Origin of the sequence: Bacillus sp. FSL R5-0523 (assembly GCF_037975295.1) — a bacterium.
Lineage (GTDB): Bacteria > Bacillota > Bacilli > Bacillales > Bacillaceae > Bacillus > Bacillus subtilis.
Genome location: NZ_CP150251.1, coordinates 3,353,869 through 3,366,880, shown reverse-complemented (window position 1 = coordinate 3,366,880; position 13,012 = coordinate 3,353,869). Strand labels below are relative to the sequence as shown.

The 13,012-nt window shown below is 46.6% G+C and carries 14 protein-coding genes; 11 read left to right on the top strand and 3 right to left on the bottom strand.

Features of this window, described 5'->3' with window-relative positions:
• Positions 1–15: 15 nt before the first annotated feature.
• The 3 genes from racX to padC all read left to right on the top strand — a co-directional run bounded on the left by racX (position 16) and on the right by padC (position 1,794).
• Positions 16–699, top strand: coding sequence for a broad specificity amino-acid racemase RacX (gene racX / locus NYE53_RS17300; RefSeq protein WP_327828573.1), 684 nt, complete (start codon positions 16–18; stop codon positions 697–699).
• Positions 700–830: 131 nt separating this feature from the next.
• Entirely contained in the window at positions 831–1,286 is a 456-nt protein-coding gene (locus NYE53_RS17295; protein WP_041850507.1) for a DUF3237 domain-containing protein, read from the top strand.
• 22 nt (positions 1,287–1,308) lie between these two features.
• Positions 1,309–1,794 carry a phenolic acid decarboxylase gene (padC, locus tag NYE53_RS17290; protein WP_339245878.1) on the top strand — a complete coding sequence of 162 codons (486 nt, stop codon included), beginning with the start codon at positions 1,309–1,311 and terminating at the stop codon, positions 1,792–1,794.
• A gap of 26 nt (positions 1,795–1,820) precedes the next feature.
• Here the strand turns inward: padC and NYE53_RS17285 are convergent, their stop codons facing one another.
• The 3 genes from NYE53_RS17285 to slrR all read right to left on the bottom strand — a co-directional run bounded on the left by NYE53_RS17285 (position 1,821) and on the right by slrR (position 4,018).
• Entirely contained in the window at positions 1,821–2,012 is a 192-nt protein-coding gene (locus NYE53_RS17285; protein WP_003228241.1) for a hypothetical protein, read from the bottom strand.
• 2 nt (positions 2,013–2,014) lie between these two features.
• The gene (pnbA, locus tag NYE53_RS17280; RefSeq protein WP_339245875.1) at positions 2,015–3,484 is read right to left on the bottom strand and encodes a para-nitrobenzyl esterase; all 1,470 of its coding nucleotides are present in this window, start codon (positions 3,482–3,484) and stop codon (positions 2,015–2,017) included.
• 75 nt (positions 3,485–3,559) lie between these two features.
• On the bottom strand, positions 3,560–4,018 hold the full coding sequence (slrR, locus tag NYE53_RS17275; protein ID WP_003228245.1) for a transcriptional regulator SlrR: 459 nt from the start codon (positions 4,016–4,018) through the stop codon (positions 3,560–3,562).
• Between the two features lie 245 nt (positions 4,019–4,263).
• On the opposite strand from slrR, the gene NYE53_RS17270 reads away from it, so the two are divergent.
• The 8 genes from NYE53_RS17270 to NYE53_RS17235 all read left to right on the top strand — a co-directional run bounded on the left by NYE53_RS17270 (position 4,264) and on the right by NYE53_RS17235 (position 13,008).
• Positions 4,264–4,968, top strand: a complete 705-nt coding sequence (locus NYE53_RS17270; RefSeq protein WP_041338900.1) for a YveK family protein — start codon at positions 4,264–4,266, stop codon at positions 4,966–4,968.
• A 5-nt stretch (positions 4,969–4,973) separates the two neighbouring features.
• The gene (gene epsB / locus NYE53_RS17265; RefSeq protein ID WP_021480653.1) at positions 4,974–5,657 is read left to right on the top strand and encodes a protein tyrosine kinase EpsB; all 684 of its coding nucleotides are present in this window, start codon (positions 4,974–4,976) and stop codon (positions 5,655–5,657) included.
• A 234-nt stretch (positions 5,658–5,891) separates the two neighbouring features.
• Positions 5,892–7,712 (top strand): nucleoside-diphosphate sugar epimerase/dehydratase, encoded by a 1,821-nt coding sequence (locus NYE53_RS17260; protein WP_251188179.1) that lies wholly within the window; start codon positions 5,892–5,894, stop codon positions 7,710–7,712.
• 11 nt (positions 7,713–7,723) lie between these two features.
• Positions 7,724–8,869 (top strand): glycosyltransferase family 4 protein, encoded by a 1,146-nt coding sequence (locus NYE53_RS17255; RefSeq protein WP_339245871.1) that lies wholly within the window; start codon positions 7,724–7,726, stop codon positions 8,867–8,869.
• A complete protein-coding gene (gene epsE / locus NYE53_RS17250; protein ID WP_003228255.1) occupies positions 8,866–9,702 on the top strand; it encodes a glycosyltransferase EpsE in 837 nt (278 codons plus the stop codon). The genes NYE53_RS17255 and epsE overlap by 4 nt, the downstream gene beginning before the upstream one ends.
• Entirely contained in the window at positions 9,695–10,849 is a 1,155-nt protein-coding gene (locus NYE53_RS17245) for a glycosyltransferase family 1 protein (RefSeq protein ID WP_339245868.1), read from the top strand. Before epsE ends, NYE53_RS17245 begins: the two co-directional genes overlap by 8 nt.
• A complete protein-coding gene (gene epsG, locus NYE53_RS17240) occupies positions 10,846–11,949 on the top strand; it encodes a biofilm exopolysaccharide biosynthesis protein EpsG (RefSeq protein WP_339245865.1) in 1,104 nt (367 codons plus the stop codon). The genes NYE53_RS17245 and epsG overlap by 4 nt, the downstream gene beginning before the upstream one ends.
• Before the next feature lie 24 nt (positions 11,950–11,973).
• A complete protein-coding gene (locus NYE53_RS17235) occupies positions 11,974–13,008 on the top strand; it encodes a glycosyltransferase family 2 protein (RefSeq protein WP_063334692.1) in 1,035 nt (344 codons plus the stop codon).
• Positions 13,009–13,012 lie beyond the last annotated feature (4 nt).

Genomic DNA, 13,012 nt, shown 5'->3' with positions numbered 1-13,012 from the left:
AAAGGAATGAACTAGATGATCGGAATATTAGCCGGAATGGGGCCGAAATCGACCTCGCCGTTTATTGATAAGGTGATTGATTACTGTCAGAAGCTGTATGGGGCTTCAAACGATATTGACTACCCGCACATGATGATCTATTCATGCCCGACGCCCTTCTATGCAGATCGTCCAATTGACCATGACGAGATGAAAAAAGCGATTATCGACGGAGCGGTAAAGCTCGAGAAAACAGGCGTGGATTTCATTGCGCTGCCTTGTAATACGGCGCATGTCTACTATGAAGAGATTCAGCAGGCATTGTCGGTTCCTATGTTGCATATTGTTGAGGAAACGATAAAAGAGATTCCGCATCCCGCAAAAAAAGCGGTGGTTTTAGGAACAGAGCCAACCATCCAATCCGCCATCTACCAAAAAGTTCTGAAGGGAAATGGACAAGAAGTTATTTACAAGGACCATTGGCAGCAGGCTGTGAACCAGCTTATCGCCGCAATCAAACAGCCAAATCATATGCAGCATACACAAGCATTGTGGCAGACGCTATATGAAGAAATCAGTCAGCATGCAGACATCATCATTTCAGCCTGCACGGATTTAAATGCGGTGTTAGATCATATTCAAAGTGAGATTCCGATTATAGATTCCTCTGCCTGTCTTGCCAAAAGCACTGTCAGCACATATCTTGCTTATCAAAGCTAGCTTCAGACAAGGACTGTCTTCAAACAGTCCTTGTTTTTTTATGTTCCTATTGTTTGACAGTTAACTGCAATGGTGTTAAAGTGAACATGTAAATAGTTACATGATTTTTTTCTGAAGGTGAGGTGGTTCTCGTGAAGAAGCCGGTTTTAAAACCATTCGCCTCTTTAGAAATCAAGGTTGATCCGCCTATCACGATTGGTGAGACAAGCCTGGGACTGAGACGATTCATTCCGATTCGTTCGGGAACAATAACCGGGGAAGTAAAGGGACGTATTTTGCCGGGCGGTGCCGATTCACAAATGATTCGCGCTAACGGCAGAACAGATTTATCTGCCAGGTATGTGATTGAAACAGCAGATCATGAACTGATTTACATTGAAAACAATGGAATACGGCAAGTCAGCGAGCCGTTTCGAAAACAAGCGGCAGCCGGGGAAATTATTGAACCGGAGCATGTTTATTTTCGTACGGTACCGACGTTTGAAACAGGCAGTGAAGTCTATCAATGGCTCCATGACCGCTTGTTTATCGGTTCCGCAGAAAGAACCCCTGATTACGTTCTACTAGACATTTATGAAGTACAGTAAAAGACTAAGGAGAGTGTGTAAGATGGAAAACTTTATCGGAAGCCACATGATTTATACGTATGATAACGGATGGGAATACGAGATTTATATTAAAAACGACCATACAATTGATTATAGGATTCATAGCGGAATGGTTGCCGGACGCTGGGTTCGGGATCAGGAAGTGAATATTGTCAAACTGACAGAAGGCGTATATAAAGTGTCTTGGACAGAGCCGACTGGCACGGATGTTTCATTAAACTTTATGCCAAATGAAAAACGCATGCACGGCATTATTTTCTTCCCGAAATGGGTGCATGAACATCCTGAAATTACGGTTTGCTACCAAAATGATCACATTGATTTGATGAAAGAATCCCGTGAAAAATATGAAACGTATCCAAAATACGTTGTACCTGAATTTGCGGAAATTACATTTCTGAAAAATGAAGGAGTCGACAACGAAGAAGTGATTTCGAAGGCACCTTATGAGGGAATGACAGACGATATTCGCGCGGGAAGATTATAATAAACATAAAAACCCGGAAAAGAGAATTACTTCTCTTTTCCGGGTTTTCTTTTTGCTGAGTATGCGGGAACCATCACAATTCCCGCGAAAAACAGTATGATGCCAGTCCAGCGCATAGGCTGGTAATAGACTGTGTCCCGTAAACATACCACGGCCGACAAAATAATGATACAAGCTGCCACAACAATGGCAGCACCAATGTATCCTGTTTTCCCCATATTTATTCTCCTTTTGAAGGGAATAGCTTCTGCCTTTTTTCAGATTCGGGATCGTTTTCGATCGTAATCTCTGAGTCTAAAATCAGCGTCTCTCTCGTTTCTTCATGATACGCCGGCCAATTCACAGCTTCGGTGCTTGGGTTTCCTGTTTTAGCGAACGTGATCCACGCTGATTGTATCGTGTGAGAAAGCTGTTTCACCTCATCCGTAATCTCCGCTTTTGCCATTCGTTCCAATCCGTCCAGATTTCCAAAGACAAAAGGAAGCTCTAATGCGTGAAACGCTTTATTGTACGGCGGCTTCTCCGGGTGCCAATCGAACCTGTACATCCAGACAGGGGCGTAATGAGACTGTGCGGATGCATAGACGACGGCAGGGCGCCAAAATAATAAATCAGTCATCATATGAATTTGGCTTTCCAGAGAACGCGGATACAAATCGGCAACTTTCTCTGCCAGCGGCTTCCCTAGTAAATACTCGAGCGCTGCATCAAGCGTTTCCTGAGAATGAACGTCTGAATCCGGGGTGAAAAATAAATATCCTTCATCACGGGTTGTTCCAATTAATAGCGGAATGCCGGAAGCAGCCCCTTCTGCGATCGCTTTTTCTGGTTCTTCAGGCAGCGTTTTCGGATCAAGGGCGGGCTGGAAGAACAGCTGAAAGATATTTTCTTTTTCTGCAATCCGAAGCTGATCAGCCGCTTTTAGCAAATCTTCCGCTGCTACAGTATGCAATCTGTCCAGCTGGCTCTCATTAATCCCAAGGACTTGTAAAAAGGCAGCCGCAGTGCTTGCCGCTTGTTCTTTCGTCATCGTTCGGGAAGCGCCGCTTTCCATGATTGCTTTCTGGAACAGGCCTTTTGCCGCAGGCATAGCGAGAAGCGCGGCAATGCTCATCCCGCCGGCGGATTCTCCAAATAGTGTTACGTTATCGGGATCACCGCCAAACGCTGAAATATTCTCCCGCACCCATTTCAGTGCGGCGGCTTGGTCTAAAAGCCCAAGGTTATCGGAATACGCCTCATCAAACGAAGACAAGTGCAAAAAGCCAAACGGCCCCAGCCGATAGTTCAATGTAACGACAATGACTTCTCCCTGTGCCGCAAGTTTTGATCCGTCATACAATGGCTCACTGCCCGCTCCTAGATAAAAAGCGCCTCCGTGAATCCACACCATGACAGGAAGATTTTGACTTGGAGTGTCAGGCGCAAATACATTGACATACAAGCAATCCTCGGACTGGCGGGGCAGCTCAGTATACGACAGTGACAGCAAATCAGACGGCTGCGGGCAAATAGGGCCGTACGCTGTGGCATCAAGCACATCTTCCCACACTTCAGGCGGCTCAGGTGCTTTAAAACGCCATTGTCCGACAGGCGGCTTGGCATAGGGGATGCCTTTCCACTTATGTACGCCGTTTTCCGTTGTGCCTTTTACTTTGCCGTATTGAGTCGTTACTATTTGATGAGTCATTGTGTCCTCTCCCTTTTTCCCCCATTATAAACAGATTTCCCCTGAAGATGCGAACGTTAGCCCTTTAACCGTTCATCATCTTCCCATTGTTTTTAAAAAGGATTTGACTTCATGGACAGTCAAGCCGATTTCTCTTGCTTCCGCCATCAGCGCTTTCCATTCTTCTATATTGGATTCCGTCAGTTTGCGGTTGCGGTAAGAGGCAGTTTCAGGCTGTTCTTTCTTGAGTCTGTTCGTAAAAGTGAACAATTCTTCCTTTTCCATCCCGGCTTGTACGGCTTGCACTAAATGTACGCGCCATTCTTCTTCACCGCCGCTGATTTTTTCATACATCATTGTTTCTGCGTCAAATAATTCTGTTAATTCAACTTCCAGTGTGGCAGAAACCTTTTTTAAAAATTGAACGGACGGATTCGTGTGAACGCCTCTTTCAATCTTGCTTAAATAGGATTTGGATACGCCTGACTCAACAGCCAGCTGATTAATAGAATAGCCTTTTCTTTTACGGTACAAACGGATAATTCTTCCAATCATAATATGAAATTCTCCTCTATTCCTGTCGTTATTTCGTTCATTATAAGGAATTTTTCGTTCTTTATAAAATTTAAAATAATAAGGGAAGTGCAGTAAATTAGAGGAAAATCATGATTTTGTTCTCTAAAGAGAACTTATTGGCTTATTTTGCAATTTTTAAATAATAACGTTTTCTTTTATAATCCAATCATTAACAGAAAGGGGCGCGGGAAGCCAGCCGCGGGAAGGCTGAAGGCTATGAATACATGAATGAGAATATGAGTTTCAAAGAATTATATGCGATTGTCAGACACAGATTCGTGCTGATTCTGCTCATCACAATCGGCGTCACCCTTATGATGGGTTTTGTGCAATTTAAGGTCATTTCACCGACCTACCAGGCGTCGACACAGGTGCTGGTTCATGAATCAGACGGTGAAGAAAACTCGAATCTCAGTGACATCCAGCGAAATCTTCAGTATAGCAGCACGTTCCAATCGATTATGAAAAGCACTGCCTTGATGGAAGAAGTTAAGGCGGAATTGCACCTATCTGAATCGGCTTCCTCGCTGAAAGGAAAAGTGGTTACCAGCAGTGAAAATGAATCAGAAATAATCAACGTTGCCGTCCAGGATCACGATCCGGCGAAAGCGGCTGAGATTGCGAACACGTTAGTGAACAAGTTTGAAAAAGAAGTAGATGAAAGAATGAATGTACAAGGCGTACATATATTATCAGAGGCGAAGGCTTCTGAAAGCCCGATGATCAAGCCGGCCAGGCTGCGAAATATGGTCATGGCTTTTGGCGCTGCTGTCATGGGCGGCATTACACTGGCATTTTTTCTGCATTTTCTCGATGATACGTGCAAAAGCGCACGGCAGCTCAGCGAGAGAACCGGATTGCCATGCTTAGGCTCCGTTCCTGATGTCCACAAAGGGCGGAATCGCGGGATAAAACATTTCGGGGAGTGAAGCGAGTGATCTTTAGAAAAAAGAAAGCAAGGCGAGGTTTGGCTCAAATATCTGTTTTACACAATAAATCAGTTGTTGCGGAACAATACCGCACCATTCGGACAAACATTGAGTTCTCATCTGTCCAGACCAGCTTGCGATCTATCCTCGTCACCTCCTCTGTGCCTGGTGAAGGTAAATCGTTCAGTGCAGCGAATCTTGCGGCTGTCTTTGCGCAGCAGCAGGAAAAGAAAGTACTGCTGGTGGATGCCGATTTAAGAAAGCCGACCATCAATCAGACGTTTCAGGTTGATAATGTAACCGGGCTGACAAATGTGCTGGTCGGTAATGCTTCACTCAGTGAGACGGTGCAAAAGACGCCGATCGATAACTTATATGTATTGACAAGCGGGCCGACCCCGCCAAACCCGGCAGAACTGCTGTCTTCAAAAGCAATGGGAGATTTAATATCTGAGATCTATGAACAATTCAGCCTCGTCATCTTTGATTCCCCTCCGCTTTTGGCTGTTGCAGATGCTCAGATTCTAGCAAATCAAACAGACGGCAGCGTGCTCGTCGTTTTAAGCGGAAAAACAAAAACCGATACCGTTCTGAAAGCAAAAGATGCACTGGAACAATCCAATGCGAAGCTGTTAGGCGCTCTTTTAAACAAAAAGAAAATGAAAAAATCGGAACACTATTCCTACTAGTTTTTGTAAAGGTGATGTCTCCTGACCTGTATCAATGGAGGCACTCGGCTCTGCTGTGGGCAGCTGAAGTTGCTGCCTTAGATGCTGGTCGTCGCTGGCGGGGCGTGAGGATGGGTTAAATGCCCACTTATCTGATATATACATAGGACGTATTGTCGGTTTAGCTGCTGCCGATTTTTTGGAGAGACGAAAACCGCCGCAGCTAAACCGATAAAAGAATTAGGGGGGAAAAGGTTGAGTTACCGGAGAAGACTGTCAATGATTATTGCGCTGGATACTTACCTCGTTTTAAATTCAGTTATTGCAGGATATCAATTTTTAAAAGATTCCTATCAATTTTATGACTCCGGAGCATTACTGCTTACCGCTGTCAGCTTGCTCCTCAGCTATCATGTGTGTGCTTTCCTGTTCAATCAGTATAAACAGGTGTGGACATACACCGGACTCGGCGAGCTGATCGTCCTGCTTAAGGGCATTACGCTTTCCGCCGCTGTGACCGGCATCATTCAATATGCTGTGTATCACACGATGTTCTTCCGTCTGTTAACCGCGTGCTGGGTGCTTCAGCTTTTGTCTATTGGAGGGACCCGTATTTTATCCAGAGTATTAAACGAAAGCATCAGGAAAAAACGCTGCGCTTCGTCCCGCGCGCTGATTATCGGGGCGGGCTCAGGTGGGACTCTGATGGTCAGGCAGCTGCTTTCGAAAGATGAACCTGATATCATACCTGTCGCTTTTATTGATGACGACCAAACGAAGCATAAATTAGAAATTATGGGGCTGCCCGTAATCGGCGGAAAAGAAAGTATCATGCCTGCGGTGCAAAAGCTCAAAATTAACTATATTATTATTGCCATTCCTTCACTCCGCACCCATGAGCTTCAGGTGTTATATAAAGAATGTGTGCGAACCGGAGTAAGCATTAAAATTATGCCTCATTTTGATGAAATGCTGCTTGGCACACGAACTGCCGGACAAATCAGAGATGTAAAAGCTGAGGACTTGCTCGGCAGAAAGCCGGTAACCCTCGACACTAGCGAAATTTCGAACCGCATCAAAGGAAAAACAGTTCTCGTCACGGGAGCGGGCGGATCAATCGGCTCGGAAATCTGCCGTCAGATCAGCGCGTTTCAGCCTAAGGAAATTATTCTGCTCGGCCATGGGGAAAACAGCATTCATTCAATTTATACAGAGCTGAACGGACGATTCGGCAAACACATTGTGTTCCATACGGAAATCGCTGATGTGCAGGACCGCGATAAAATGTTTACCTTGATGAAAAAATACGAGCCGCATGTTGTCTATCATGCAGCTGCCCATAAGCATGTGCCTTTAATGGAACATAATCCTGAAGAGGCGGTCAAAAACAATATTATCGGAACAAAAAATGTCGCGGAAGCAGCCGATATGTCGGGAACAGAGACATTCGTGCTGATTTCATCGGACAAAGCGGTGAACCCAGCCAACGTAATGGGGGCGACAAAACGATTCGCAGAGATGATTATTATGAATCTTGGGAAAGTCAGCAGTACCAAATTTGTCGCTGTTCGCTTCGGCAATGTACTCGGGAGCCGCGGCAGCGTCATTCCGATTTTCAAAAAACAGATTGAAAAAGGCGGCCCGGTGACAGTAACACATCCGGCAATGACCCGCTATTTCATGACGATTCCCGAGGCATCAAGGCTTGTGATTCAGGCTGGGGCACTGGCGAAAGGGCGTCAGATTTTCGTTCTCGATATGGGAGAGCCCGTAAAGATTGTAGATCTTGCCAAAAACCTCATTCATTTGTCCGGCTACACGACAGAGCAGGTTCCAATCGAATTCACAGGCATTCGTCCGGGCGAAAAAATGTATGAAGAATTACTGAACAAAAATGAAGTCCATGCTGAACAAATCTTTCCGAAAATTCACATCGGTAAAGCGGTGGACGGCGATTGGCCGGTGCTGATGCGCTTTATCGAGGATTTTCATGAGCTGCCGGAAGCCGACCTGAGAGCGAGGCTGTTTGCGGCAATCAATACATCAGAAGAAATGACGGCTGCCAGCGTTCATTAGGGGGAGTGAAAATGACGAAAAAGATCTTGTTTTGCGCGACTGTTGATTATCATTTTAAGGCCTTTCACCTCCCTTATTTTAAATGGTTCAAGCAAATGGGCTGGGAGGTTCATGTCGCCGCGAACGGACAAACCAAGCTGCCGTATGTGGATGAGAAATTCTCCATTCCGATTCGCAGGTCACCTTTTGACCCTCAGAACCTGGCCGTTTATAGGCAACTGAAGAAAGTGATCGACACCTATGAATACGACATTGTCCATTGCCATACACCGGTCGGCGGTGTTCTCGCCAGACTGGCGGCGAGGCAGGCACGGCGGCACGGAACAAAGGTGCTGTACACAGCGCACGGATTTCACTTCTGCAAAGGAGCACCAGTGAAAAATTGGCTTCTTTACTATCCGGTCGAGAAATGGCTTTCAGCATATACGGACTGCCTGATTACGATTAATGAAGAGGATTACACACGGGCGAAAGGACTTCAAAGGCCGGGCGGAAGGACGCAGAAAATTCACGGCATTGGCGTCAATACCGAGCGTTTCCGGCCAGTCAGTCCGATAGAGCAGCAAAGACTCAGAGAAAAGCACGGGTTCCGTGAAGATGATTTTATATTGGTTTATCCGGCTGAGCTCAATCTGAACAAAAACCAGAAGCAGTTAATTGAAGCCGCAGCCTTGCTAAAAGAAAAAATTCCCTCGCTCCGCCTTGTGTTTGCCGGGGAAGGGGCAATGGAACAAACGTATCAAACGTTAGCTGAAAAGCTTGGCGCCTCCGCCAATGTCTGTTTTTACGGCTTTTGCAGCGACATACATGAGCTGATTCAGCTTGCGGATGTATCTGTCGCATCCAGCATTAGAGAGGGCCTCGGCATGAATGTGCTTGAGGGAATGGCGGCAGAAAAACCGGCGATCGCCACAGATAATCGCGGGCATCGGGAAATCATTCGCGACGGAGAAAACGGTTTTCTGATCAAAATCGGTGACAGTGCTGCTTTTGCCCGCCGGATTGAACAGCTTTACCATAAGCCGGAGCTCTGCCGAAAGCTGGGACAGGAAGGCCGAAAAACAGCCTTGCGCTTCTCGGAGGCGCGAACGGTGGAAGAAATGGCAGATATTTATTCCGCGTACATGGATATGGATACAAAGGAGAAAAGCGTATGAACTCAGGACCGAAAGTTTCTGTCATTATGGGCATTTATAATTGCGAACGCACTTTGGCAGAAAGCATAGAATCCATTCTCAGCCAATCCTATAAAAATTGGGAGCTGATTTTGTGCGATGATGCGTCAACAGACGGCACGCTCCGTATCGCGAAGCAGTATGCCGCTCATTACAGCGACCGCATCAAACTGATTCAAAACAAAACAAATAAGCGGCTTGCCGCATCATTAAATCATTGTCTTTCGCATGCGACAGGCGATTATATCGCACGTCAGGACGGAGATGACCTTTCGTTTCCGCGCCGTCTGGAAAAGCAGGTCGCGTTTTTAGAAAAGCACCGACACTATCAGGTGGTTGGCACCGGCATGCTTGTGTTTGATGAATTTGGCGTAAGAGGCACCCGCATTCTGCCTTCTGTTCCGGAGCCGGGCATCATGGCAAAAGGGACTCCATTTTGCCACGGCACGATTATGATGAGAGCGAGTGCCTACCGCACGCTGAAAGGCTACCGGTCGGTGCGGCGGACGAGACGAATGGAAGATATTGATTTGTGGCTTCGCTTTTTTGAAGAGGGCTTCAGGGGCTATAATCTTCAGGAAGCCTTGTATAAAGTGAGGGAAGACAGCGATGCATTCAAACGGCGGTCATTTACGTATTCAATCGACAATGCCATCCTTGTCTATCAGGCGTGCAGACGCTTGAAGCTTCCTTTATCTGATTACATATATATCGCAAAACCGTTAATCCGCGCCTTTATGCCTGCAGCCGTGATGAATCGCTACCACAAAAAAAGAGTAATGAACCAAAAGGAAGGGCTTGTCAAGCATGAATAGCAGCCAAAAACGCGTGCTCCATGTTCTCAGCGGCATGAACAGGGGCGGCGCGGAAACCATGGTGATGAATTTATATCGGAAAATGGACAAAAGCAAAGTGCAATTTGACTTTTTAACGTATCGAAATGATCCGTGCGCTTACGATGAAGAGATTTTATCTTTAGGCGGGCGGCTTTTTTATGTCCCGAGCATTGGGCAAAGCAATCCCCTTACATTTGTGAGGAATGTGAGAAACGCGATAAAAGAAAACGGGCCGTTCAGCGCCGTTCATGCGCACACGGATTTCCAAACGGGTTTTATCGCCCTTGCGGCAAGGCTCGCCGGAGTGCCGGTCAGGGTATGCCATTCCCACAATACGTCTTGGAAGACCGGCTTCAATTGGAAGGATCGCTTGCAGCTGATGGTGTTCAGGCGGCTCATTTTGGCAAATGCGACAGCGCTGTGTGCCTGCGGAGAGGATGCGGGCAGGTTTTTATTTGGACAGTCCAATATGGAGCGGGAGTGTGTTCACCTTCTTCCTAACGGGATTGACCTTGAGTTGTTCGCCCCAAATGGGCAGGCGGCTGATGAAGAAAAAGCAGCACGCGGCATTGCAGCTGACCGGCTCATCATCGGCCATGTGGCCCGGTTTCATGAAGTGAAAAACCACGCGTTCCTGCTGAAACTTGCCGCACATCTCAAAGAAAGAGGCGTTCGCTTTCAGCTCGTTCTGGCGGGAGACGGGCCGTTGCGCGGGGAGATAGAGGAGGAGGCGCGGCGGCAGAATTTGCTTTCAGACGTCCTCTTTTTAGGCACGGAAGAACGGATCCATGAACTGATGCGAACATTCGATGTATTTGTCATGCCGTCTCTGTACGAAGGCTTGCCGGTTGTGCTTGTGGAAGCGCAGGCGTCGGGGCTTCCATGCATCATTTCAGACAGCATTACAGAAAAAGTCGACGCCGGTCTCGGGCTTGTCACAAGATTAAGTCTTTCTGAGCCGATCAGCGTCTGGGCTGAAACCATTGCAAGGGCGGCCGCCGCAGGCAGGCCGAAGCGTGAGTTCATCAAAGAAACACTCGCTCAACTTGGCTACGATGCACAGCAAAATGTAGGAGCGCTGCTGAATGTATACAACATCAGCACGGAAAAGGACCATAACCGATGATTGTATATGCCGTCAATATGGGGATTGTATTTATTTGGTCTTGGTTCGCTAAAATGTGCGGCGGCCGTGACGATTCGCTTGCCACGGGGTATCGGCCGAATAAGCTTTTGATCTGGATTCCGCTCGCTTCACTTGTGCTCGTGTCAGGTCTCCGCTATCGAGTCGGCACGGATTTTCAGACGTATACGCTGCTGTACGAATTGGCGGGCGATTATCAAAATGTGTGGCAGATATTCGGTTTCGGCACAGCAAAAACAGCGACAGATCCGGGGTTTACCGCACTCCTTTGGCTGATGAATTTCATCACGGAAGATCCTCAAATCATGTATTTTACGGTGGCGGTCGTGACCTACAGCTTTATTATGAAGACACTCGCCGACTATGGCAGGCCGTTTGAGCTGAGTGTCTTTTTGTTTTTGGGAACCTTTCATTACTACGCGTCTTTTAACGGCATCAGGCAATACATGGTCGCAGCTGTTTTGTTTTGGGCGATCCGTTATATCATTAGCGGGAACTGGAAGCGATATTTCCTGATTGTGCTGGTCAGCTCGCTCTTTCATTCGTCGGCGCTGATTATGATTCCAGTGTACTTTATTGTCAGAAGAAAAGCCTGGTCACCGGCGATATTCGGCCTATCCGCTTTATTTCTCGGCATGACATTTTTATATCAAAAATTTATTTCTGTGTTTGTCGTTGTACTTGAAAACAGCTCATACAGCCATTATGAAAAATGGCTCATGACGAACACAAATGGAATGAATGTGATCAAAATCGCTGTTTTGGTTCTGCCGCTGTTCCTTGCATTTTGCTATAAAGAACGACTGCGGAGTCTGTGGCCGCAAATTGATATTGTCGTCAATTTGTGCCTGCTAGGTTTTTTGTTCGGCCTTTTGGCCACAAAGGACGTGATTTTTGCCAGATTCAATATTTATTTCGGTCTGTATCAAATGATCCTAGTCCCTTATTTTGTCAGGATATTTGATGAAAAATCGAACGCCCTTATCTATATTGCTATCATTGTTTGTTATTTTCTTTACAGTTATTTGCTTATGCCGGTTGATTCATCCGTTCTGCCTTACAGAACGATTTTTTCCCGGTAATTTATGCAAGAGGAGCCGGTCATTATGGAAACACCTGCGGTTAGTCTGTTAGTCGCTGTTTATAACACAGAAACATATATCAGAACGTGTCTCGAATCCCTGCGGAACCAGACAGTGGACAATATAGAAATCATCATTGTTAATGACGGTTCAGCAGACGCCAGCCCGGATATCGCAGAAGAATACGCCAATATGGACAACAGGTTCAAGGTGATTCATCAAGAGAACCAGGGTCTCGGTGCGGTTCGGAATAAAGGCATTGAGGCGGCACGCGGCGAATTTATCGCGTTTATCGATTCAGATGATTGGATCGAACCTGATTATTGCGAGCAGATGCTCCGGGCAGCAGGCGATGAAACTGATCTGGTCATTTGCAATTACGCCGCAGAGTTTGAGGACACTGGCAAAACCATGGACTCAGACATTGCCCAAACCTATCAGGATCAGCCGAAGGAGCACTATATCAAGGCGTTATTCGAAGGGAAGGTCAGAGGGTTTTCATGGAACAAACTGTACAGAAGAAGCATGATTGAAGCTCATCGGCTGTCGTTTCCGCTCCGAGGCGAGCTGGAGCATGTCGAGGATCAGTTTTTCAGCTTCAGGGCTCATTTTTTCGCCCGCTCAGTATCCTACGTAAAAACGCCGCTCTATCATTACCGAATTCACCTTTCCTCCATTGTGCAGCGCTATCAGAAAAAATTGTTTGAATCAGGACTTGCGCTGTATGAGGCGAATGCGGCGTTTTTACAGGAGAACAACAAACTGGAGGAGTATCGCAAGGAGCTTGATACCTTTATCGTTCTTCACAGCAGCATCTGTATGCTGAATGAATGGAAAACGAGCGGCAGCCGCCGGCTGTTTGAAAAGCTTAGAAATGTTGGCGTGATATGCGCGGACCCGGTGTTTCAAGAAAGTCTTTCAAAAACGGGTACCGCTCCTTTTGACGCAAAACGGTCATGCCTGCTTCTGATGGCGAAATACAGAATGATTCCGTTCGTCGCTATGGCATCGGCTGTGTATCAGCGGGTGATCGAGTACAAAATGAGAAACAGAGGGTGAGGAC